Raw genomic sequence first — 21,948 nt, forward strand, 5'->3', positions numbered from 1 at the left:
TTATTCCTGTGCTTGCCGATCAGGAACCGGCGATCATCATGTCGTCGATCCGGATGGTGGGGGCATTGATGCCCCGACGGAATTCCAGATCGCTGGCCAGGATCAGACGGGCGAACATGTCGTTCAGATTCCCCGCGACGGTCAGTTCGGCGACCGGCTCCGCAAGGACGCCGTTGCGGATCATGAAACCCGCGGCCCCGCGACTGTAATCGCCTGTCAGGCCGTTGATGGCCGATCCCATCATCTCGATAATATACAGCCCCTCGGCGATGTCCGCCATCAGTTCCTCGGGGGTCGGGGCGCCGGCGCGGGCGTACAGGCTGCCCAGGGACGGCGAGGGCGGGGCGGAGGCGCCGCGGCTGGCGCGACCGTTGCCGGGCAGCCCGATCTGCCGCGCGCTGCGGGAATCCAGCGCCCAGTTCCGCAGGATGCCGTCTTCGACGATGACCAGTTCGCCCGTGCGTACGCCCTCGCCGTCGAACGGATGGGCGGTCAGGCCGCGTGGCCGGGTGGGGTCGTCCAGGATATGGATGCCGGCGGGCATGATCCGCTGGCCCATGCGGTCCTTCAGGAAGGACGTGCCCCGCGCGATGGCGCTGCCGTTCACCGCGCCCGCCAGATGGCCCAGCAGGCTGGACGACACGCGCGGGTCGAAGACGACCGGCATGCTGCCCGTCCGGGGCCGGGTCGGGTTCAGGCGCGCCACCGCGCGTTCGCCGGCGCTGCGCCCGATGACGGCCGGGTCGTCCAGGTCCTGCAGGTGCACGGTGGCATGGAAATCGTAATCGCGCTGCATGCCGGTGCCCTGGCCGGCCAGCACGCTGGCCGACACCGAATGGCTGCTGCGCGCGTAGCGCCCGGAAAACCCGGCCGACGTCATCAGCACGATTTCCGAAAGGCCGGCCGACGCCGATCCGCCATTGCTGTTGGTGACGCCTCCGACCGCCATCGCCGCGTCCTCGGCCGCGCGGGCGCGATCCAGCAATTCGGCGGTTCCGGGTTGTGCCGGGTCCAGCAGATCCAGCCCCGCCGCATCGAGGAATCCGGATTCGGCCTGGGGGGACAGGCCCGAATGCGGGTCTTCCGGCACCACGCGGGCCATGGCCAGCCCCTGTTCGACCAGCTGGTCGAACCGCTCGGGGTCCAGCCCGGTCGCCGAGACGATCGCCGACTGCCGGCCGACGAAGACCCGCAGGCCCAGGTCGGTGGTTTCGGACCGTTCCAGGTCCTCGGTCCTGCCGTTGCGGACCTGCACGGCGTGGGACGTGCGGGCCATGTAGACCGCATCCGCCGCGTCCGCTCCGGCGGACCGGGCCTTGCCGATCAGGGTTCCGATGAGGTCGAGCGGGTCGTGGGTCATGCCGCAAGGATCTCCGCGATCGTGGCGACCGAGGGAATGTTCCGGATCGGGCCGAGCGAGGCCAGTGTGGGCGTTCCACGGAACAGGCGGGTCGCGACGCGCCGCACGTCGGCGATGGTCACGGCGTTGATCTTCGCCACGGTCTCGGCCGTGGGGATCAGGCGGCCGAAGACCTGAAGCTGGCGGGCCAGTTGCTCGCACCGGCTGCCGGTGCTTTCCAGGGACATCAGCAGCGACGATTTCAGCTGCGCGCGCGCCCGGTCCAGTTCCTCCTGCCCCACCTGAAGCTGCACCTTACGCAGTTCCTCCAGCGTCACGGGGATCAGTTCCTCGACCTGGTCTTCGCCGGTGCCGGCATAGATGCCGAACAGCCCGCCGTCGCGGAACGGCGCGTTGAACGAATAGACCGAATAGACCAGCCCCCGCTTCTCGCGGATTTCCTGGAACAGGCGCGAGGACATGCCCCCGCCCAGCAGGGTCGAGAGCAGCAGCACGGGGTAGTAATCCGCGTCGCCATACCCGACCGAGGGGAAGCCCAGCACGACGTGGGCCTGGTCCAGTTCCTTTTCCTTGCGAAACTCGCCGCCCAGGTAGCGGGATTCGAACCGGGCGGCGGTCTCGGGCGCCGGCAAGTCGCGGAAATGCCGTTCGACCAGCGCCACCACGTCGGCATGATGCAGATTGCCCGCCGCCGCGATGACCGTGTTCGCCGTGGTGTAGTGGGTACGCATGTAGCGCATCAGCGTGTCGCGGCTCATGTCGCGGATCAGCGCTTCGGTGCCCAGGGTGGGGCGGCCCATGGCCTGGCCGGGGAATGCCGTCTCCTGGAAATGGTCGAAGATGATGTCGTCGGGCGTGTCGTTCGCCTGGCCGATTTCCTGCAGGATGACGCCGCGCTCGCGCTCGACCTCGTCGGGGGCAAAGCTACTGTGCGTCAGGATGTCGCCGATGATGTCGACGCCCAGCGCCAGGTCTTCCTTCAGCAGCTTGACGTAGTAGGCGGTGTGCTCGCGCGCGGTGTAGGCGTTGATATGGCCGCCGACATTCTCGATTTCCTCGGCGATTCCGGCGGCGGTGCGGCTGTCCGTCCCCTTGAAGGCCATGTGTTCGAGAAAGTGCGAAACCCCGTTTTCCTCGGCGTGCTCGTTGCATGTGCCCGCGGCGACATAGGCCCCGAAGGATATCGTTTCCACGCGGTCCATGCGTTCGGTAACGACCGTGAGGCCGGAGGGAAGGCGGGTGACGTTGATCTGCTCGGTCATTACGATCCTGCGTGACGGTCCGGCCGGCGGCGGCCGGGCGTCGGGAGAGTGAGAGTCGGGGTCAGGCGAAGTTCTTCAGCACGGCCGCGCGGACTTTGTCCTCGACGGCCTCGAGGCGCGCGGGGACAACCTCGTAACGCTCCGGACGGTCGAACAGATCCCCCAGCCGCTTCGGCAGGGCCGGGCGAGTGCCGGTGGCCTGTTCCATCGCGTCGGGGAACTTGGCCGGATGCGCGGTCGCCATCGCCACCATCGGGATGCCGGGTTCGCGGAACATCCGGCCGGCCGCGATGCCGATGGCGCTGTGCGGGTCGGCCAGATAGAGGCTGGCATCGTTCAGATGCCGGATTTCGGTCTTCGTCGCCTCGTCGTCAAGGGCCAGGCCGTGGAACAGGCCGGCGGCCTGGCGCCAGACGGCGTCGGGCACATCCATCCGCCCGGTCTGGCGGAATCCGGTCATGATCCGCGCGCAGGCGGCCGCGTCACGGTTCAGCAGTTCGAACAGCAGGCGCTCGAAATTCGACGACACCTGGATGTCCATCGACGGCGACAGGCTGGGCACCACGCCGTGGACGCTCATGTCATTGTCGTGCAGGAAACGCGTCAGGATGTCGTTGCGGTTCGACCCCACGCACAGCGCGCGGATCGGCAGGCCCATGCGCCGGGCCGCCCAGGCGGCCAGGACATTGCCGAAATTGCCGGTCGGCACCGCGAACGACACCTCGCGGTCGGGCGCGCCCAGCGCCAGGGCCGCATAGACGTAATAGGGGATCTGGGCCGCGATCCTGGCCCAGTTGATGGAATTGACCGCCGACAGGCGCATGTCCTGGCGGAAGGGTGCGTCGGCGAACATCGCCTTCACCAAATCCTGGCAATCGTCGAAGGTGCCCTGGACCGCCAGATTGGTCACGTTGGGTTCCAGCACGGTCGTCATCTGCCGCCGCTGCACGTCCGACGTCCGGCCTTCGGGGTGCAGGATCACGACCTTCAGCCGGGCGCGGCCGCGACAGGCCTCGATCGCCGCCGACCCGGTATCGCCCGACGTCGCGCCGACGATGGTCACATGTTCGTCACGCTGCTCCAGCACATGGTCGAACAGGCGGCCCAGAAGCTGCATCGCCATGTCCTTGAACGCCAGCGTCGGACCATGGAACAGTTCCTGGACGAACAATCCGTCCTCGAGCTGCGTCAGGGGGACGATGGCGGCGTGGTCGAACGACGCATAGGCCTCGCGGCACAAGCGCAGCAGGACATCGAACGAAATGGAGCCTTCGGCGTAGGGCGCGATGATGCGCGCGGCCAGCTCGGGGTAGGGCAGGCCGCGCAGGGCGCGCCAGTCCTCGGCGGTCAGGACCGGCCAGGTTTCCGGCAGGTACAGGCCGCCATCCTCGGCAAGCCCGGCCAGCAGGACGGAGGAAAAATCACGGACGGGGGCCTGTCCCCGGGTAGAAACGTAGCGCATGGCGCCAACTATAGTCCCAAGCGGCCCCCGCGCGAAGGGGGCTACTAGCGCACGGGCGGGGGCAGGGCGCCGACATCGACCCGGTACAGCGACAGGGGCCACGCGACGCCCAGCCGCCCCTGGTTGAAGGGGGGCGTGCGGTCCAGTTGGGCGACAGGGACGTACAGCTTGCCGTCGGCCGTCACATACGGGTTGGCGGGCCAGCGCAGGCGCGGATCGACGATGATGCGCTGGTACACCCGCCCGGCGGTGAAGCGGAAGATGCTGCCGGTCGACACGTCGTCGAAATAGAGCGTGCCGTCGCGCGCCACCGCCATGCCGCCCAGCGGCGGTGTGTTGTACCAGAGGGTCGTTCCGTCATCGAGCTCGACGTCGGTGATGCTGGTATCGGTCAGCAGTTCGGTTCCGATCCGGTACAGCGGGCCGCTGGCCGTCTGATAGTACAGCCATTGGCCGTCCGGGCTGATTTCGATCTGGTTGACGTTGATGACGGCGGTGTGCCCGGCCCGGTCATGCAGCACCTGGCCGCCGACCGTGATGGGGTGCTGCGCGGTCAGCGACGGTTGCCGGTCCAGCAGCCGCCGCTGGGTGACCGGACCGGCGCCATCGTGGCCCAGATCCATGACGATCAGGCCCGGCACGCCGGAATCGCCGATGAAGGCATGGTCGCGGCCGACCCGCACGCCCGACAGGTGGCTGCCCGGATGCAGCACGGCGGGGTCGATCGGATAGGTCCTGACGACGGCGCCGGTCCGCGTGTCGATCCGCACCAGCTTCGTCCCCCCCGGCGCGGCCGGCCGGCCGTCGGTGGCGATGCCGCTGTCCAGAACCCACAGGGTGCCGTCGTCGGTCAGGTGCATCCCCTCGACCGCCGTGAGGCGATGGGCGGCGTCCGCCGTGGCGTCATCGTTCCAGCCCGCGTCGGGATAGGGGTGTTCGGTGCCGTCCGCGTCGCGCAGCGTCAGCGCGGGGCCGGGCGTGCCCGCCCAGGCGGGGTATTGCAGGATCATCCGCCCGTCCGGCAGCACCACGACACCGTTCCAGACGCGGGAGGTCGAGCGCGCGACTTCGGTCAGGGGCGCCGAAGGGTCCAGCGGCGGCGCCGGCTTGGCGGCCAGCGCCGACCCGGCGAACAGGAGGAGCGAGGCGGCCAGCGCGCCGGGCGCGAGGCGGGTCGGGATCGAGCGAACGTGAGACATCGGCGTCATGTCGCCATGTTCCGTCGCCGAAGGCAACATCCGCCCGGCGAATGGCCGCCATCCCCTAACCCTGGCCGCAATAGCGGTCGCGCAGATGCGCGCGGTAGGCGTCGGTCGAAGGCGGGGCGCCCGTCGCGGCGCGGATGATGTCGGGGGTGGACAGGCGGCTGCCCTGCGCGTGGACGCGCGGGCGCAGCCAGGCCAGAAGCGGCGCGAAATCTCCCCGGCCGATCGCCTCCGGGATCGTGGGATCATCGCGGAACGCCGCCGCGCGCAGTTGCGCGGCCAGGATCGCGCCCATGGTGTAGGTGGGAAAATACCCCCACGACCCCGATGGCCAGTGGATATCCTGCAGGCAGCCCAGCCGGTCGCTGGGCACCGTCAGGCCCAGCAGCGCCTCGATGCCGGCGTTGAAGGCGTCCGGCAGGTCGCGCAGCGCCAGGCGTCCGTCGATCAGCGCCGTTTCCAGATCGTACCGGACCAGGACATGGGCGGGGTATGTGACCTCGTCCGCGTCGACGCGGATGAAGCCGGGGCGGACGCGGGTGACGGTGCGATAGAAATTTTCGGCGCTCCAGGCCGGATCGTCGTCCGCGATATCGAATGTCCGGCGCAGCAGCGGCGCTGCCCAGTCCATGAAGGGGCGCGAGCGGGCGACCTGCATTTCCATCAGCAGCGACTGGCTTTCGTGCAGGCTCATGCCCCGGGCCTGGCCGACCGGCTGCGCCCGCCATTCCGGCGGCAGGCCCTGCTCGTACAGCGCATGGCCGGTTTCGTGCACCACCCCCATGACGGCGTTGAGAAAATCGTCCTGCTCATACCGGGTGGTGATGCGGACGTCGTCCTCGGCCCCGCCGCAGAAGGGATGGATGCTGACATCCAGCCGCCCGCGCGACATGTCGAATCCCAGCGCCGTCATCATCGTCCGGCCCAGGCCCTCCTGCCGGGCCACGGGGAACGACCCCGCCAGCGGCAGAGGGGCGGGCTGGCGGGCCTGATGCGCCAGCGCCGCCTCGATCAGGCCCGGCAGGTCGCGCCGCAGTTCGGCGAAGACCGGGTCGATGTCGGTGCGGCGCGTGCCCGGATCGAACTGGTCCAGCAGCGCGTCATAGGGCGACAGGCCGAGCGCGGCGCCCTTCGCCGCCGCGATGTCGCGGGTGCGCGCCAGCACCTCGGCCAGCAGGGGCAGCAGGCTTGCGAAATCGCTGTCCCGCCGCGCGGTCCGCCACGCCATCTCGCAGCGCGAGGTGGCGCGGGACGTGGCCTCGACCAGGTCGGACGGCACGGCGGTGGCGTGGATGAAGGCCCGGCGCATTTCCCGCAGGTTGGCCTCCTGCCACGATCCGGCCGGGGCTTCGGCACGGGCCAGCAGGTCGCCCATGACCGGTGCGGTCGTCAGTTCGTGGCACAGGACGCTGAGGGTTGCGATGCTTTCGGCCCGGCCCTCGGCGGCCCCCGACGGCATCATGACGTCCTTGTCCCAGCAGAGGATGCCCAGTGCGTTGCGGATTCGTCCGATGCGCGCAAAATGGGTTTCGAGGTCCGCATAAGCCTGCTGGGGCATGTTCTGGTCTCCGGCGTGGTCGTCACGACGGACAGTCTGTGCGATGGCGCGGCGGGCGTGCAACCGGGGGAAGGCGTCATGCCGGCAGATGAGCGTCATCATGGGGGCGATCCGGTGGCCCTGGGGCTGGCCCGCCTGGAAGCGGGCGACCGGGACGGGGCGCTGGGGCATTTCCGGGATGCCCTGGCGCGCACGCCCGGCGACCCCGAGGCCCTGCACGGAATGGCCTGCGTGGCCCGCGCCGCCGGCCGGCCCGACCTGGCCATCGGGCTGGCCGGCAAGGCGGTCGCCGTGCTGCCGGCGGCGCATTTTCACATCACTCTGGGCCGCGCGCTGCACGAACAGGGCCATCTGGAGGAAGCGCGCGCGGCCCTGAGCGTGGCGACCCTGCGCGAGCCCCGCGATCCGCGCGCCCATGCCGCGCTGGCCGGCGTGCTGGAGGCCCAGGGGGCGCGGGCCGAAGCCGAGGCCAGCCTGCGCCGCGCCATCGCCCTGCGCCCGCGCGACCCCACCCTGATGCTGGAGCTGGCGCAGTTGCGGACCCGGAGCGGGGACAGGATGGGCGGCATCGCCCTGGCCCGCCAGGCCGCCGCCCTGGCGCCCGACCGGGTCGAGAGCCTGGACGCCCTGGCCACCCTGCTGGCCGGCGCGGGGAAGGCGGAGGAGGCCGAGCCGGTCTATCGCGACATCCTGCGCCTTCGGCCGACCGACCCGGCGGCCTGGGCCAATCACGGCGCGGCCCTGTTCGGGCTGAACCGGCATGAGGCCGCCCGTGCGGCGCTGGACCATGCCGCGCGCCTGGCGCCCGAGGTGGCGGAGACACAGAACAATCTGGGCCTGGTGCTGATGGCGCTGGGCCATCTGCCCGAGGCCCATGCGGCCCTGGCGGCGGCGCGCGCCCTGCGCCCGGAGGATTCGCGGATTGCCGTCAACGCGGCGACCGTCCTGGCCGACCTGTCGCGGACCGGGGAGGCCGAGGATCTATGCCGCGCCGTGCTGGCCCGCGCGGACGCGGGGGCCGACCTGGATGCCGCACGGGCCCAATTCAATCTTGGCACGCTGCTGCTGGCCCGAGGGGCCATGGCCGAGGGATGGCGGTGCCTGGAGGCCCGGTCGCGGTTGATTCCCGTTGCGGACGATCGTGGCGGGGACACCCGCGACTGGGACGGGGCGGCCGTCGAATCGGGCGCGGTCCTGCTGCGCGCCGAACAGGGGCTGGGCGACACGATCCAGTTCCTGCGCTATCTGCCGCAGGCCGCGCGGCGGGCGCGCCTGGAGCTCGATATCCCGGCGTCCCTGCATCGTCTGGTGCGGACCATGCCGGACCCGGACGGCACGTTCTGGCCGCGCTGCCGCCTGTTGCCGCCCGGTGCGGCGCCGCCGCCCGACATCGTGGCGCGATGCGGGCTGATGAGCCTGCCGGACCGGCTGGGGATAGGCGATGCGCCGGCCTTCTCGCCCTATCTGCTGCCGACGGCGGCGCGCACGGGGCAGGCGCGCGGTGCGTTGCGGGTCGGCCTGTGCTGGGCGGGCAACCCGTCCTACCGGTTCGACCGCCGGCGCTCGGTCCCGCCGGGCATGCTGGCCCCGCTGGGCGAGGTGGCAGGCGTGTCCTTCGTGTCGTTGCAGCATGAGGGGGCCGGGGAGGGGCCGCCGTTTGCCCTGGAACGGCCGGCGCGGGGCGACCTGCTGACCACCGCGCGGACCATCGCGGGGCTGGACCTGGTCATCACGGTCGATACCGCGATCGCCCATCTGGCCGGGGCGATGGGGTGGCCGGTCTGGCTGTTGAACCGCTTTGGCGGCGACTGGCGCTGGTCGGCCTGTTTCGACCTGCCCACGCCGTCGCCGTGGGGAAACCGGGGCAGTCGCTGGTACCCGTCCCTGCATCAGTTCCGGCAGACGCGGCCCGACCCGCCGGAGCACGCGTGGGTCGAACCGGTCGCGCGGATGCGCGATGCGCTGGCCCGCTGGCGCGACGGCTTCAGATGATGGTTTCCAGCACCTGGGGCACGTCGCCGAGGGCGGCCTCCTCGGCCTGGCGCAGGCCGGCCAGCAGGGCCTCGCGGATTTCGTGCAGGCGGCCCTCGTCGGTGATCTTCAGGCCGAACAGATCCTTGACGTAGAACACGTCGACGGCGCGCACGCCGTAGGTCGTGATGTGGGCCGAGGCGATCTGCAGCTTCTGGTCGCTGATGGCATTGGTCACGTCATGCAGCAGGCCGGGCCGGTCGCGGCCGTTGATCTCGATGACCGTGTAGGTGTTCGACGCCCGGTTGTCGATCACGACGCGCGGCGGCACATGGATGGCGCGCATGCGCCGCCCGTAGCGCGACCGCCCGGTGCAGACGATTTCCTTGCCGATATCGACCCGGCCCGACAATGCCTGCTCGACCAGGGTGGATAGCCGGACAAGCTGGTGCGGCTCCTCGAACGCCTCGCCGCCCGCATCCTGAATCCAGAACGTGTCCAGCGCCATGCCGTTGATAAGCGTGTGGATCCGCGCATCGACGATGGACGCCCCGGCGATGGCCAGCGCGCCGGCGATGTGGGAGAACAGGCCCGGATGGTCGGCGGTGTAGATCGTCACCTCGGTCACGCCGCGCGCCGGCAGGGGCTGGGTTTCGACCGTCAGCGGCGCGTTCCGGGATTCGGACTCGCGGATCAGGCGGGCATGGCGGGCGTGGGTGTCCTGGTCGAAGGACAGCCAGTAGCTGCCGTAGCCCAGGCCGAGGAAATGCTCGGCCTGTTCGCGGGTGAACCCGCCTTCGTCCAGCATGTCGGCGGCCGCGTCCTTGGCCCGCGCCACGCGCACGTCGCGTTCGGTCGTGGCCAGCCCGCCTTCCAGGACCTCGGCCACGCGCATGTACAGCTCGTGCAGCAGGGTGGCCTTCCAGGCGTTCCACACGCGCGGGCTGACCGCGCGCATGTCCACGATGGTCAGCAGCAGCAGCAGGCGCAGCCGCTCGGGCGACTGGATGGTGTCGGCAAGGTCCAGGATGGTCTTGGGGTCGTCGATATCGCGCTGGAAGGCGGTATGGCTCAGCAGCAGGTGATGCAGCACCAGCCACGATACGGTCTCGGTCTCCTCGCCGCTCAGGCCCAGTTCGGGGCAGACCTCCAGCGCGATCTCCGACCCCAGTTCCGAATGGTCGCCGCCGCGCCCCTTGGCGACGTCATGCAGCAGCACGGCCATGTACAGGGCGCGGCGCGATTGCAGGTTGCGGGCTAGGTCGTAGGCCTGCGGGATTTCGTCGGCCATCGCCCCGTGTTCGATCCGGCCCAGGATCCTGATGGCCTCGATGGTATGCTCATCGACGGTGAAGACGTGATAGGTGTCGAACTGCATCTGGCCCACGATCCGCGACCAGTCGGGCAGCAGCCGGCCCATGATCCCCGTCTCGTTGAGGATATGCAGCCAGTAGGCATTGCCCTGGCGGCGGTCCTGCGCCGTGGCGTGGAAGCTGGGGGCCTCGTCGGCCGGCGAATGCTCGCCCTCGGGCGCGTGCCCGATGCGGGGCGCGCGTTCGGGTGGGGCGCCGCACAGCAGTTCGAGGAAGATGCGCGAGGCCTCGGCGTCCCCGCGCAGGCTGGCCGCCCGGCGTTCCCAGCGGATCAGCTGGTGCATCGCCATCGGGTGGATCGGCAGCTTGCGCGTGCGCGCCCATTCCAGCAGCCGCATCATCTGGATCGGCTCGGCGTCGAAGGACGTCCCGCGTTCGGGCAGGATCTGGCCGTCCTGCACGGTGAATCCCGCGTCGCGCATCGCGCTGTCGGCCTGCGGCGCGTTGGCCGACGGGCCGAGCGCCTGGCGCAGCACGGCCGGTTCCAGCACATGCGTCAGGCGCATGACCTCGCGCACCGTCAGGAAATAATGGCGCATGAACCGTTCGACGCCGACCTGCCGCCCATGACGGGTGTAGCCCATGCGGGCGCCGACCACCGGCTGGACGTCGAAGGTCAGGCGTTCCTCGGCCCGGCCGGAGATGTAGTGAAGATGCAGCCGCACGCTCCACAGGAAATTCCACGAGCGCCGGGCGCGCTTGGCCTCCTGCTCGGTCAGCAGGCCCAGCTTGCTGAAGCCGGGGGCCAGCAGGTCGGAAACATGGCGGGTGCCGAACGTATAGCGGCACATCCAGTACAGCGTCTGCAAATCGCGCAGGCCGCCGCGCCCTTCCTTGACGTTGGGTTCGACCAGGTACGGGCTGTCGCCGAAGCGATGGTGGCGGGCCGTGCGCTCCTGGCGCTTGTCGGCGATGAAGCGCGCGGCCCCGGCCTCGACGCAGGCGACGATGTAGCGGGCCTCGAACATCGCGAACAGCGACGTGTCGCCCGCCAGCAGGCGGGCATCCAGCAGGGTGGTGCGGACGGTGGTGTCGGCCTCGGCCTCGGCGATGCATTGCGGGATCGACCGCGTGGCGTGGCCGACCTTCAGCCCCAGGTCCCACAGGAAATACAGGATATATTCCACCACGCGGCTGACGTCGGCCGAAGGGTCCTCGGGTGTGAGGAACAGCAGGTCGATATCGCTGAACGGGGCCAGCATGCCGCGCCCGTATCCGCCGGTCGCGGCGACCGCCAGCGTGCGGCCGGCCGGGCCGACCGAATCGGCCAGGGCGTGGTCCAGCGCGAAATCCACCAGCGTGCGGATCATGCCGTCGGTATGCAGCGCCAGTTGCTTGGCGGCGTTGGCGCCACGCAGGCGGTCGGCCTCGAACTCCTCACGCACCGCGCCCTGGAAGCGGGCAAGGTGACGGCGGAACAGGCCGATCGCCTCCTCGCGCGACAGGGGGGCCTGTCCATCCGCGGGACGGAGGGCGGTCGCGAGGCTTTGGGTCAGGTCCCTGACGGACAGGGACGGGGAAGACGGGGTCGACATCGCGGGCTGATCGGTGTCCTGCACAGGCTTGCGGTCGGACGGATGTCCGACACTCTATTATCCGTGGTCCAGATGCCCGGATTCTTCAAGCATCAGTTTCTTGAGCGCGTAGACGGCATCCAGCGCGGTGCGGGGGGTCAGCGCGTCGGGGTCCAGGCTGTCCAGCATGTCGCGGACCGGCCGGGGCAGGTCCTGCCCCGATCCGGCGGTGGTATTCCGGCCGTCGTCGCCGTCCGTGGGCGCGAACAACGGCAGAGGCCGCGCGCCGGCCGCGCGCTCCCTTTCCAGCACCGCCAGCAGCCGCGCGGCACGGCGCACCACGGGTTCGGGCACGCCGGCCAGCCGCGCGACATGCACGCCCCAGCTTCGCCGCGCCGACCCCGGCACGACCTCGTGCTGGAAGACGACCTGCCCCTTCCATTCCCGCACGCTCATCGTATGGGGCGACAGGCGGGGCAGGCTTTCGGCCAGTTCCGCCAGTTCGTGGAAATGTGTTGCGAAAATGGAACGGCAGCGCAATGTGGAATGCATGGCTTCCAGCACGGACCATGCGATGGCCAGCCCGTCCAGGGTGGCGGTGCCGCGCCCGATCTCGTCCACCACCACCAGCGATCGCGGGCCGGCCTGGTTCAGGATGGCGGCGGTCTCGGTCATTTCCACCATGAAGGTCGAACGGCCGCGCGCCAGGTCGTCGGATGCCCCCACGCGTGAAAACAGGCGGTCGACGATGCCGATCCGCGCCGATTTGGCCGGCACCGGCAGACCGGCCTGCGCCAGGATGACCGCAAGCGCGTTCTGGCGCAGGAAGGTCGATTTGCCGGCCATGTTCGGGCCGGTCAGCAGCATCACCCGTCGCGCCGGGTCCAGCGAGCAGTCGTTGGGTGTGAAGCGTTCGCTGCGGGGCAGGGCGGCCTCGACCACCGGATGGCGGCAGGACTCCAGCACGAAGGAGGCGTCGTCCCCGACCTCGGGCCGGCACCACATTCCCCCGGCCGCCAGGTCGGCGCAGGATTGCAGGACATCGAGCAGGGCCAGGGCCTCGGCGATCGGGGGCAGGGCGGCTTCGTCCAGGATGTCGCGGACCAGGGTGGCGAACACCAGCCGTTCGCGCGCGGCGGCGCGTTCGGCGGCCTCGGCGATCCGGCGGTCCAGGCTGACCAGTTCCTCGGTGGAAAAGCGCGCGGCGCTTGCGGTGCCCTGGCGCAGGATCAGGTCCGTCCGCTCGCGCAGGCGGCCCGCCGTCGCCGCCGGAACCTCGACGACATAGCCCAGTTGCGCGTGATGGCGGATCTTGAGGCTGGCCAGGCCGAATTTCTGGGCATAGTCGTTCTGCAGGCCGGCGATGACCCGGCGGCTGTCGTCGCGCAGGGCGCGCTCGGCGTCCAGCTCCGGGTCGAAGCCGGCGGCGATGACCCCGCCGTCTTCCAGCCGGGCAGGCAGGTCGGCGGCCAGCGCCTGGTCCAGCCGGGCCTCCAGCGCCGTGGCCTCGCCCAGGTGGCGGAGCAGCCCGGCCAGCAGCGGCGGGGGCGGTGTTCGTCCGTCGGACAGCAGACGGGCGATCCGCCGCCCGGTGGCCACGCCGTCGCGGATCGCCGCCGCGTCGCGCGGCAGGCCGCGCCCCAGCGACAGCCGCCCCAGCGCGCGGGCGATGTCGGGCGTGCCGCGCAAGGCTTGGCGCAGGGCCGCGCGCACGCCCCCTTCCTCCAGCATCCACGACCAGCCGTCCTGCCGGGCGGCGATCGCGTCGGGCCGGGTCAGCGGGGCGGCGATCCATTCGGCCAGCAGGCGGTTGCCGGGGGCGGTGACGGTGCGGCCGACGCTGGCGAACAGCGTGTGGTCGCTGCCGCCCTCGCGGGTACGCAGCAAATCCAGACTGGCGCGCGTCGCCGGGTCCAGGCCCAGGGTGCCGCCGTCGTCATGGGGGCGGGGCCGGGCCAGACGGGGCATCTGCCCGGCCTGGCTGCGGCGGATGTACTCCAGCGCCATGGCGCCGGCGACCGCTTCCTCGTCGGAGAAGGTGCCGAAGGCGTCCAGGCTGGCGGCGTTGAACGTCTCGGCCATGCGGCGGCGGGCGGTGGCGGCCTGCGGCGCCAGCGTGTCGGGGGCGCGGCGCGCGGCGAAATCGCCCAGATCGACCTCGCCGTTGGTCAGGATTTCGGCGGGGTCCAGCCGGCCCAGCAGGGTCATCAACCCATCGGGCGCGACATGCGCGGTTTCGAACGTGCCGGTGGAAATGTCGATCCAGGCCACGCCCCAGCCGCGGGCGGCCGTGGCGCGTCCGGATTGCGGGGCGACGGCTACCAGCAGGTTCTGCCGTCCGGCTTCCAGCAGTTCGTCCTCGGTCAGGGTGCCGGGGGTGACCAGGCGCACCACCGCGCGGGCCAGCGGCCCCTTGGGCACACCCTTACCCGGCTTGCGCGGGGGTTCGGTCTGTTCGGCCACCGCCACGCGGAAGCCGCGCCGGATCAGCCGCGCCAAATAGGCTGACGCGGCGCCCACGGGCACGCCGCACATCGGGATCGGCATGTCGCCGTGCGTGCCGCGCGTCGTCAGCGCGATGTCGAGCGCCGCCGACGCGGCCTCGGCGTCCGAGAAGAACAGCTCGTAGAAATCGCCCATGCGGAAGAACAGCAGGGCTTCGGGATGTTCGGCCTTGAGGGAAAACCATTGCGCCATTGCCGGGGTGGCGCCGTCCGGCGAAGGGAGCGTCATGAGGTTCTGTGTACAGGGCGCGCGCCTGATGTGCCAGCCACGAATCGAACCGTATCCGATCCGGATTTCGCGGCTGGCGCGGCCGGCGATCCCGTGCATCCTGTCGGACAGGCGGCTTGGGGACGGGCCGGGAAACGAAAAAAGGACGGTTGAGCGATGACGGGATCATGTGGCCGGCGATCGGTGCTGGGTTGGACGGCGCTGGCGGCGGCGCCGTCGCTGGTGGCGCGGGCCGCGTCGGGTGGCGATGCGCTGATGCTGCGGGGGATCATCGCCTCGCCCGACCGGCCGGCCGCCGACCGGGTGCGCGACCGCTGGCGGCATCCCTACGCGTCGCTGCGCTTCTGGGGGCTGCGGCCGGGCATGACGGTCATCGACCTGCAACCGGGGGCCGGATACTGGACGCGCATCCTTGCCCCCTATGCCGCGCGGACCGGGGGGATGTACATCGCCGGCCTGGGCGACATGGGGGCCGGGCGGGCGCGATTCGACGGGCAGTTCGGCGACGTGGCGCGGTACGGCCATATCCGCGACGTGGCCTTTGGCCCGGATTCGGGGCCACTGGCCGCCCCCGGCAGCGTCGATCTGATCCTGACGGCGCGGGAAATCCATAACTGGATCGGCGGCGGGTATCTGGCGCACGCGATGGGCGTGGTGGCCATGGCCCTGAAGCCGGGCGGACTCCTGGCGGTGGAGGAGCATCGCGCCGACCCCGTCCCGCAGGAAGGCGGGGCCGCCAGCGGCTATGTCGCCATGGCGACGGTGGTGCAGGCGGCGGCCCATGCCGGACTGCGGCTGGAGGCGTCGTCCGAGATCAACGCCAACCCGCGCGACGACAAGAAACATCCGTTCGGCGTCTGGACCCTGCCGCCGACCCGCGCCAGTTCCGCCGGCGGACAGCCCGATCCGGCCTTCGACCATGCGAAATACGATGCGATCGGCGAAAGCGACCGGATGACCCTGCGATTCCGCAAGCCCGCCTGATCGGTCAGGCGGGCCGCCGCCGGCGGGCCAGCCGCGCCCGCACGGCGGCGACGACGGCGCGGTGGTCGATGACCCCCAGGGCCTGAAGCCCCGCCCCGTACGCCGCCATGCCGGCTACGACCAGAAGCCCCAGGCAGGCGATGCGCTGGGGACCCGGCTGGATGGAAAGGCGGCCCAGCGGCGTCATGTCCAGCGCCGCCAGCACCGCCACCATGCCCACCGCCGCGACGCCCATCCGCGCGACGCGGGACAGGGTGGGGCCGCCCACCCGAAGGGCGCCCCGGCGCGCCAGCAGCACCACCAGCAGCAGCACGTTGACGGTCGCGGCGATGCTGCTGGCCAGGGGTGGGCCCATATGGGCAAGCGGCCGCATCAGGGCCAGGTTCAGGCCGAAATTCAGCAGCAGCGTCGCCATGCCGATCCGCACCGGCGTTGCGGTGTCGCCGCGCGCGAAGAAGCCGGGGGACAGCACCTTGACCAGCACGAACGCCGGCAGCCCCACGGCATAGGCGCGCAGCGACTGCGCCGACAGCGCGGCATCCCGCGCGGTGAACGCGCCATGGCCGAACAGGGTGGCCATGATCGGTTCGGCCAGCACCACCAGCGCCAGCGCCGACGGCAGGGTCAGGATCAGGGCGTATTCGATCGCGCGGTTCTGCGTGGCGTGGGCGCTGTCGGCGTCATCCGCCGTGACGTGGCGGGCCAGCACCGGCAGCAGCGTGGTCCCGGCGGCGGCCCCCAGCACACCCAGCGGAAGCTGGTTCACGCGGTCGGCGAAATACATCAGCGACACGCTGCCGGGGGGCAGCAGGGTGCCGATCATCGTATCGACCATCAGGTTGATCTGGGTGATGCCGCTGCCCAGGCAGCCGATGGCCATGCGTCCGATCAGGATACGGATGCGCGCGCTGAGATGCGGGGGCACCAGCGTCAGGCGGAAACCCGCCCGGCGGGTGGCCGCCAGCAGCAGCCCGAACTGCACGACGCCCGAGGCCGTGATGCCCCAGGCCGAGGCCTGGGCCACGTCGCCGGTCAGCGGCGTCAGCAGGAAGATCGCGGCGATGCCGATGACGTTGAACGTTACGTAAGCCGCCGCCGCGACCCCGAAACGGTGCAACCCGTTGAGCACGCCCGAGACCAGCGCCGCCCCGCAGATCAGCACCAGATAGGGAAAGGTGATGCGGCTGAGCGTCACCGCCATGGCGTAGCGCGCGCCCTCATGCGAAAATCCCGGCGCGATGACGCGCAGGACCAGCGGCATGAAGATTTCGCCCACCACGGCGATCAGGGTCAGCCAGGCCAGCAGGACGCTGAGCGTCTCGCTGGCGAAGCGGCGGGCGGGTTCCTCGCCCTCGGCGGTCAGCGTGGCCGAGAACAGCGGGACGAACGCCGCGTTCAGCGCCCCCTCGCCGAACAGGCGGCGGAACATGTTCGGCAGGCGAAAGGCGATCTGGTAGGCGTCCTGCACCGGCCCGGCCCCCAGGAAGGCGGCCAGAAGCTGGTCGCGCACCAGGCCCAGCACGCGGCTGAGCATCGTCCAGCCGCCGACGGTAAGAAAACCTCTGAGCAAAGGGGGACCTCCGGGCGGCACGACGTCGCCGGCCATGGGTGGCCGGGCGGGCGATGCACTGTCCTATGGGCGCGGGCCGGACGCAATCGCCACGCGCGGGGCGCGGGCGTTTCGCGCGGCGATCCGGGATTCAGTGATCCAGGATCGTGCGTTCGATCGCCAGCCGCACGCGGCGCGATTCGGGCGAGGTCGTGCTGACGAACCAGTCGGCCAGGTGCCCGTCGCGCCCGATCAGGTATTTGTAGAAATTCCAGCGCGGCCGCGACAGGAATCCGCCTTCCTGCGCGATCCACTGGAACAGCGGCAGGCTGCCGTCGCCCTTGACGTGGCTGCGCGCCGCCATGGGGAAGGTGACGTTGTAATTGCGGCTGCAGAAGGTGGCGATCTGCTCGGCCGTGCCGGGTTCCTGGTTGCCGAAATCGTTGGACGGCACGCCGACGATGGTCAGGTCATTGCCGCGATAGAACGACCACAGCGCCTGCAGGCCCTCGAATTGCGGGGTGAAGCCGCATTTCGACGCGGTATTCACGATCAGGACCGGCTTGCCGCGCAGGGTGCCAAGGTCGATCGTGCCGCCGTCAAGGGCCGGTAGGGTGAAGTCGTATGCGGTCGTCATGGAACCGATTCTGTCTCTCGCCATCTTTTCTCAAGGAAAGCCTAGAGCAGTTTCCCCCGCGTGCCCACCTGTTCACGGACGGTCTGGACAGCGTAATCCGCAACGCACAGTGTCGTTACGGAATTGTATTGGCAGGGGTAGAATGGCCGTCCTTCGGGGAGTTCTGGGTATTGCGGTCCTGATCGGCCTGGCGTTCGCCGTGTCGACGGACCGGCGGGGGATACGTATCCGGGTGGTCGCGGCGGCGGTCGCGATGCAGGTGGCGCTGGGCGGGCTGGTGCTGTTCGTCCCGGTGGGGCGGCAGGCGCTGCACGCCGTCTCCACCGTGGTGAACACCGTGCTGGGATATGGGACGCAGGGTACCGCCTTCCTGTTCGGCGGACTGGTCGACGACCGGATGAACACGCTGTTCCCCGGCAACGGATTCATCTTCGCGCTGCGGATCCTGCCGCAGATCGTCTATATCTCGGCGCTTATCGCCATCCTGTATTATTATCGGATCATGCAGCATCTGGCGGCCTTCCTGGGCGGTGTGGTGCGGCGTGTGCTGGGGACCTCGACGATCGAGTCGTTTTCCGCCGTCACGACCATCTTCCTGGGCCAGAGCGAGATGCCGGTGGCCCTTCGCCCTTACGTCCCGCTGCTGACCCGCGCCGAGCTGTTCGCGGTGATGTCCAGCGGCACGGCCTCGGTCGCGGGATCGGTGCTGGCGGGCTATGCGGGGCTGGGCGTGCCCATGGACTATCTGCTGGCGGCGTCCGTCATGGCCATCCCCGGCGGCCTGCTGTTCGCCAAGATCATCATGCCCACCCGCGAGGACACGCGGGTCACGCGCCTCGACCTTGCCTTCGGGCACGAGCATCCGGTGAATGTGTTCGAGGCCATCGCCGTGGGCTCGGCCAGCGGCGTCACCGTGGCGGTGGCGGTCGGCAGCATGCTGATCGCCTTCATCGGGCTGATCGCGCTGGCCAACGGCATGATCCATGGGCTGGGCGACTGGCTGGGCATCGCCGGACTGTCGCTGGAACGCCTGTTCGGGGTCCTGTTCGCGCCGCTGGCGTGGCTGATCGGGGTGCCGTGGCACGAATGCGGCGTCGTCGGCGCGATCATGGGACAGAAGCTGGTCTTCAACGAATTCGTCGCCTACCTGTCGCTCGCCCCGCATTTCCACCAGGCGACGCTGGACGCGCGGTCACTGGCCATCGCCTCGTTCGCGTTGTGCGGGTTTTCCAACCTGTCGTCGGTGGGGATCCTGATCGCGGGATTCGGCAGTGTCGCGCCGGAACGACGGGCGGAGATCGCCTCCATGGGCCTGCGCGCGGTGTTGGCGGGCTCCCTGTCGAATTTCATGAGCGCGACCATCGCCGGCATGTTCGTCCTGTAGGGCGCGCGCCTATTCCGTTCCGACGGGCCGGTTGAGCAGCCTGTCCCGCGCCGCCGGCAGGTCGATGTCGCCCGCCAGCAGCAGGGACATCGTTTCGATCACCGGCACGGCGATGCCATGGGCGCGGGCCAGGGCCAGGATGGCCGGCGCGGTCGCGACCCCCTCGGCCACCGTGGTGCGCTGGCCGAGGATCGCGTCCAGCGTTTCGCCGCGCCCCAGCGCCAGGCCAAGGCTGAAATTGCGCGAGGACGGGCCGGTGCAGGTCAGGATCAGGTCGCCGACGCCCGCCAGCCCCGACAGTGTGGCCATGCGCCCGCCCAGCCCCTCGGCCAGGCGGCCCAGTTCCGCCAGGCCCCGGGTCATCAGCGAGGCCCGCGCGTTTTCGCCCAGGCCGGCGCCGATGGTGGCGCCGGCGGCGATGGCGATCACGTTCTTGGCCGCCCCGCCGATCTGCACGCCGATCGTGTCGTCGCTGGCATAGAGGCGGAAGGTCGGGGTGGTCAGGTGGTCGGCCAGGCGGCGCGCCAGCCCGCCGTCGTCGCAGGCCAGCACGGCGGCGGTCGGCAGGCCCTGAGCGACCTCATGCGCGAAATTGGGGCCGGACAGGACGGCGCGCGGCAGATCGGGATGGGCGTCGGCGATGATATCCAGCGGCAGGGCCAGGCTGTCGCGTTCCACCCCCTTGCAACAGGCGACCATCGGCCCGGCCGGAGGGACGTGGGCCAGCACCGCGCGCAGGTGCTGCATCGGCACCGCCAGCAGCACGGCGTCCGCCTGCGCGGGCATGGCCGACGTCACGGTGACCGAGGCCGGCAGCACGGCCCCCGGCAGGCGGGGCAGGGTGCGTTCGGGGGTCAGGGTCTCGGGTCGCCGGGCCCACAGGTGAACCTGCGCCCCGGCACGGGCGGCCTGCGTCGCCAGTGCGATGCCCCAGGCCCCGGCGCCGATGACGGCGATGCGCGAAACGGTCATGATCCTATTCCTCGGCGATGCGGGTGAGGGTGGCTTCGCCCGTTCCGTCAGGCGACAGGTGGGTCAGGGCACGCATCGCCGGAAGGGCCTGTTCGGCGAAGCCGAACGGTGGACCTGCCACCAGCACCCCGCAGCCGTTCAGGCGCGACGGGTCCAGCGGCGGGCGCAGGGTCAGTTCCACCGCGATGAGGTCCCGCAGCCCCGAATCGCGCAGCGAATCGTGAAACGCCCGGACCGGGGCGCGGTGCTTGATCGGATACCAGGCCGCGACGATGCCCGAGGCGAATCGGCGGCGCGCGGTGACGATACCCGCCGCCAGGCGCTGGAATTCGTCAGGCTGCTCGAACGGCGGGTCGATCAGCACCAGTCCGCGCCGCGCGTCACGCGGGGGCAGCAGGGCGCCCAGCGCGGCATAGCCGTCGCGCGCATGGACCGACACCTGGCGGTTGTCCGCGAACAGGGCGCGCAGCGTCCGGCTGTCCTCGGGGTGGAGTTCGCAGCAGACCAGACGGTCCTGCGGACGCAGCATCATGGCGGCGATCTGTGGCGATCCGGGATAGGACGCCGGCGCCCCGGCCTGACGGACCAGGTCCAGGTAGGCTGCAAGCGGGCCGTCCGTTGAGGTGCTCTCCAGCAGGCGCCCGATCCCGGCCCGCCATTCGCCGGTGCGCCCGGCCGGATCGCCTGTCAGATCGTAGCGCCCGATCCCGGCATGGGTGTCCAGGACCGAAAACGGCGCGGGCTTGCGGCGCAGGGCCTGCACCAGCAGGACCAGCAGCACATGCTTCATGCAGTCGGCGAAATTGCCGGCGTGATAGGCGTGGCGATAGTTCATGCCGAGGGTCTAGCCCGGCGGGGCAGTCATGGGAAACCGTTCGGCCATCTGTTCCAGCGGCCACCGGGGGCGGGGCAGCAGGTCCAGATCGTCGGCGGGGGGCAGGCCCCGGGCATGCCGTTCGCGCAACGTCTCGATCGCGGCCCAGGCGACCATGACGGCATTGTCGGTGCACAGGCGCAGCGGCGGGGCCGCGAAGGGTAGGCCGCGCGACGCCGCAAGGTCGGTCAGGCAGGCGCGCAGGCGGGTATTGGCCGCGACGCCGCCCGCCGCGACCAGCAGCGTCGCCTGTGGCATCATGTCCAGCGCGTGGGCGACGCGGTCGGCGACGATAGCGGCCACGGCGTCCTGGAAACTGGCCGCGATGCCGGCGGCGGCGGACCGGGGCAGCGCGCCGGCCGCGAACGGCGCCAGCTTCTGCGCCACCGCCGTCTTCAGGCCCGAGAACGAAAAATCGCACCCCGGCCGGCCGAACAGCGGGCGGGGCAGCGGGTAGGGCGCCGGATCGCCCTCGGCGGCCAGGGCCTCGACCGCCGGGCCGCCGGGCCAGCCCAGGCCAAGCATCTTGGCAACCTTGTCGAAGGCCTCGCCCGCCGCGTCGTCGATCGTGCCGCCCAGCTTGCGGTAGCGGCCCACGCCCTCGACGGCGATGCACTGGCAATGCCCACCCGACACCAGCAGCAGCAGGTAGGGAAACGGCGCGCCCCCCGGCACCAGGCCCGGCAGGCGGGCGGTCAGGGCATGGGCCTCGATATGGTTGACGGCCACGAACGGCCGGTCCAGCGCGACGGCCAGGCCCTTGGCGACCCCCGCGCCGACGATCAGCCCGCCGATCAGCCCCGGCCCGGTGCTGGCCGCGATGGCGCCCAGCCCGGATGGTGGCAGGCCGGCGCGGTCCAGCGTGTGGCGCACCAGCGCCGGCAGGGCGGCCAGATGCGCGCGGGCGGCGATTTCGGGCACCACGCCGCCGAAGGGAATATGCCCCGATTGCGACAGCACGGCCTCGGCCAGGATGGCGCCGTCGGAGGCGACGATGGCGCAGGCGGTATCGTCGCAGGACGATTCGATGGCCAGTACCGGCGTCGGTACGGGGTGGGCGGACGAGGGCGACATCATCATTGCATAAAATACAGTTCCGTCGGGCGTTAT

15 protein-coding genes are annotated in these 21,948 nt (G+C 70.6%); 3 read left to right on the top strand and 12 right to left on the bottom strand.

What is annotated here, in order from left to right; translation table 11 throughout:
* Positions 1-19 precede the first annotated feature (19 nt).
* From HLH21_RS01105 to HLH21_RS01125, 5 genes are all read right to left on the bottom strand, one after another.
* On the bottom strand, positions 20-1,360 hold the full coding sequence (locus tag HLH21_RS01105; RefSeq protein ID WP_182940372.1) for a TldD/PmbA family protein: 1,341 nt from the start codon (positions 1,358-1,360) through the stop codon (positions 20-22).
* Complete coding sequence (locus HLH21_RS01110) at positions 1,357-2,622, bottom strand: M16 family metallopeptidase (RefSeq protein ID WP_182940373.1); 1,266 nt, start codon at positions 2,620-2,622, stop codon at positions 1,357-1,359. Before HLH21_RS01110 ends, HLH21_RS01105 begins: the two co-directional genes overlap by 4 nt.
* Positions 2,623-2,683: 61 nt before the next feature.
* Positions 2,684-4,084 (bottom strand): threonine synthase, encoded by a 1,401-nt coding sequence (thrC, locus tag HLH21_RS01115; protein WP_182940374.1) that lies wholly within the window; start codon positions 4,082-4,084, stop codon positions 2,684-2,686.
* A gap of 44 nt (positions 4,085-4,128) precedes the next feature.
* Entirely contained in the window at positions 4,129-5,292 is a 1,164-nt protein-coding gene (locus HLH21_RS01120) for a major royal jelly family protein (protein ID WP_246378990.1), read from the bottom strand.
* A 55-nt stretch (positions 5,293-5,347) separates the two neighbouring features.
* A complete protein-coding gene (locus HLH21_RS01125) occupies positions 5,348-6,847 on the bottom strand; it encodes a carboxypeptidase M32 (protein WP_182940474.1) in 1,500 nt (499 codons plus the stop codon).
* Between the two features lie 78 nt (positions 6,848-6,925).
* Here HLH21_RS01125 and HLH21_RS01130 point away from each other — a divergent pair, with 78 nt between their 5' ends.
* Positions 6,926-8,839 carry a tetratricopeptide repeat protein gene (locus tag HLH21_RS01130; protein WP_182940376.1) on the top strand — a complete coding sequence of 638 codons (1,914 nt, stop codon included), beginning with the start codon at positions 6,926-6,928 and terminating at the stop codon, positions 8,837-8,839.
* Here HLH21_RS01130 and HLH21_RS01135 read toward each other — a convergent pair.
* Both HLH21_RS01135 and mutS read right to left on the bottom strand, forming a co-directional pair.
* Positions 8,832-11,726: a [protein-PII] uridylyltransferase gene (locus tag HLH21_RS01135; protein ID WP_182940377.1), complete on the bottom strand. Its 2,895-nt coding sequence runs from the start codon at positions 11,724-11,726 to the stop codon at positions 8,832-8,834. The genes HLH21_RS01130 and HLH21_RS01135 overlap by 8 nt on opposite strands.
* Before the next feature lie 57 nt (positions 11,727-11,783).
* Positions 11,784-14,438, bottom strand: coding sequence for a DNA mismatch repair protein MutS (mutS, locus tag HLH21_RS01140; RefSeq protein ID WP_182940378.1), 2,655 nt, complete (start codon positions 14,436-14,438; stop codon positions 11,784-11,786).
* A gap of 156 nt (positions 14,439-14,594) precedes the next feature.
* On the opposite strand from mutS, the gene HLH21_RS01145 reads away from it, so the two are divergent.
* Positions 14,595-15,422 carry a class I SAM-dependent methyltransferase gene (locus tag HLH21_RS01145; protein WP_182940379.1) on the top strand — a complete coding sequence of 276 codons (828 nt, stop codon included), beginning with the start codon at positions 14,595-14,597 and terminating at the stop codon, positions 15,420-15,422.
* Positions 15,423-15,426: 4 nt separating this feature from the next.
* Here HLH21_RS01145 and murJ read toward each other — a convergent pair whose 3' ends face one another.
* A complete protein-coding gene (murJ, locus tag HLH21_RS01150) occupies positions 15,427-16,992 on the bottom strand; it encodes a murein biosynthesis integral membrane protein MurJ (RefSeq protein ID WP_182940380.1) in 1,566 nt (521 codons plus the stop codon).
* Positions 16,993-17,122: 130 nt separating this feature from the next.
* Positions 17,123-17,608 carry a glutathione peroxidase gene (locus HLH21_RS01155; RefSeq protein ID WP_182940381.1) on the bottom strand — a complete coding sequence of 162 codons (486 nt, stop codon included), beginning with the start codon at positions 17,606-17,608 and terminating at the stop codon, positions 17,123-17,125.
* A gap of 142 nt (positions 17,609-17,750) precedes the next feature.
* Between HLH21_RS01155 and HLH21_RS01160 the strand changes: the two genes are divergently transcribed.
* Positions 17,751-18,992, top strand: a complete 1,242-nt coding sequence (locus tag HLH21_RS01160) for a NupC/NupG family nucleoside CNT transporter (protein WP_182940382.1) — start codon at positions 17,751-17,753, stop codon at positions 18,990-18,992.
* A 9-nt stretch (positions 18,993-19,001) separates the two neighbouring features.
* On the opposite strand, the gene HLH21_RS01165 is transcribed toward HLH21_RS01160, so the two are convergent.
* From HLH21_RS01165 to tsaD, 3 genes are read right to left on the bottom strand one after another with little or no spacing between them, the layout of a single operon-like run.
* Positions 19,002-19,964: an NAD(P)H-dependent glycerol-3-phosphate dehydrogenase gene (locus HLH21_RS01165; RefSeq protein ID WP_182940383.1), complete on the bottom strand. Its 963-nt coding sequence runs from the start codon at positions 19,962-19,964 to the stop codon at positions 19,002-19,004.
* A 4-nt stretch (positions 19,965-19,968) separates the two neighbouring features.
* Complete coding sequence (locus HLH21_RS01170; protein ID WP_182940384.1) at positions 19,969-20,799, bottom strand: 23S rRNA (adenine(2030)-N(6))-methyltransferase RlmJ; 831 nt, start codon at positions 20,797-20,799, stop codon at positions 19,969-19,971.
* Between the two features lie 9 nt (positions 20,800-20,808).
* On the bottom strand, positions 20,809-21,915 hold the full coding sequence (gene tsaD, locus HLH21_RS01175; protein ID WP_373319615.1) for a tRNA (adenosine(37)-N6)-threonylcarbamoyltransferase complex transferase subunit TsaD: 1,107 nt from the start codon (positions 21,913-21,915) through the stop codon (positions 20,809-20,811).
* Positions 21,916-21,948 lie beyond the last annotated feature (33 nt).

This window comes from Gluconacetobacter johannae, assembly GCF_014174305.1.
In the GTDB taxonomy this organism is placed as follows: domain Bacteria; phylum Pseudomonadota; class Alphaproteobacteria; order Acetobacterales; family Acetobacteraceae; genus Gluconacetobacter; species Gluconacetobacter johannae.

Bases quoted from the DNA above. Each gene is read 5' to 3' on its own strand.
- HLH21_RS01155 (WP_182940381.1), bottom strand. From the start codon at position 17,608: ATGACGACCGCATACGACTTCACCCTACCGGCCCTTGACGGCGGCACG.
- HLH21_RS01125 (WP_182940474.1), bottom strand. From the start codon at position 6,847: ATGCCCCAGCAGGCTTATGCGGACCTCGAAACCCATTTTGCGCGCATC.
- HLH21_RS01110 (WP_182940373.1), bottom strand. From the start codon at position 2,622: ATGACCGAGCAGATCAACGTCACCCGCCTTCCCTCCGGCCTCACGGTC.
- tsaD (WP_373319615.1), bottom strand. From the start codon at position 21,915: ATGATGTCGCCCTCGTCCGCCCACCCCGTACCGACGCCGGTACTGGCC.
- thrC (WP_182940374.1), bottom strand. From the start codon at position 4,084: ATGCGCTACGTTTCTACCCGGGGACAGGCCCCCGTCCGTGATTTTTCC.
- HLH21_RS01105 (WP_182940372.1), bottom strand. From the start codon at position 1,360: ATGACCCACGACCCGCTCGACCTCATCGGAACCCTGATCGGCAAGGCC.
- HLH21_RS01165 (WP_182940383.1), bottom strand. From the start codon at position 19,964: ATGACCGTTTCGCGCATCGCCGTCATCGGCGCCGGGGCCTGGGGCATC.
- HLH21_RS01170 (WP_182940384.1), bottom strand. From the start codon at position 20,799: ATGAACTATCGCCACGCCTATCACGCCGGCAATTTCGCCGACTGCATG.
- HLH21_RS01130 (WP_182940376.1), top strand. From the start codon at position 6,926: ATGCCGGCAGATGAGCGTCATCATGGGGGCGATCCGGTGGCCCTGGGG.
- HLH21_RS01120 (WP_246378990.1), bottom strand. From the start codon at position 5,292: ATGACGCCGATGTCTCACGTTCGCTCGATCCCGACCCGCCTCGCGCCC.
- mutS (WP_182940378.1), bottom strand. From the start codon at position 14,438: ATGACGCTCCCTTCGCCGGACGGCGCCACCCCGGCAATGGCGCAATGG.
- HLH21_RS01145 (WP_182940379.1), top strand. From the start codon at position 14,595: ATGACGGGATCATGTGGCCGGCGATCGGTGCTGGGTTGGACGGCGCTG.
- HLH21_RS01135 (WP_182940377.1), bottom strand. From the start codon at position 11,726: ATGTCGACCCCGTCTTCCCCGTCCCTGTCCGTCAGGGACCTGACCCAA.
- HLH21_RS01160 (WP_182940382.1), top strand. From the start codon at position 17,751: ATGGCCGTCCTTCGGGGAGTTCTGGGTATTGCGGTCCTGATCGGCCTG.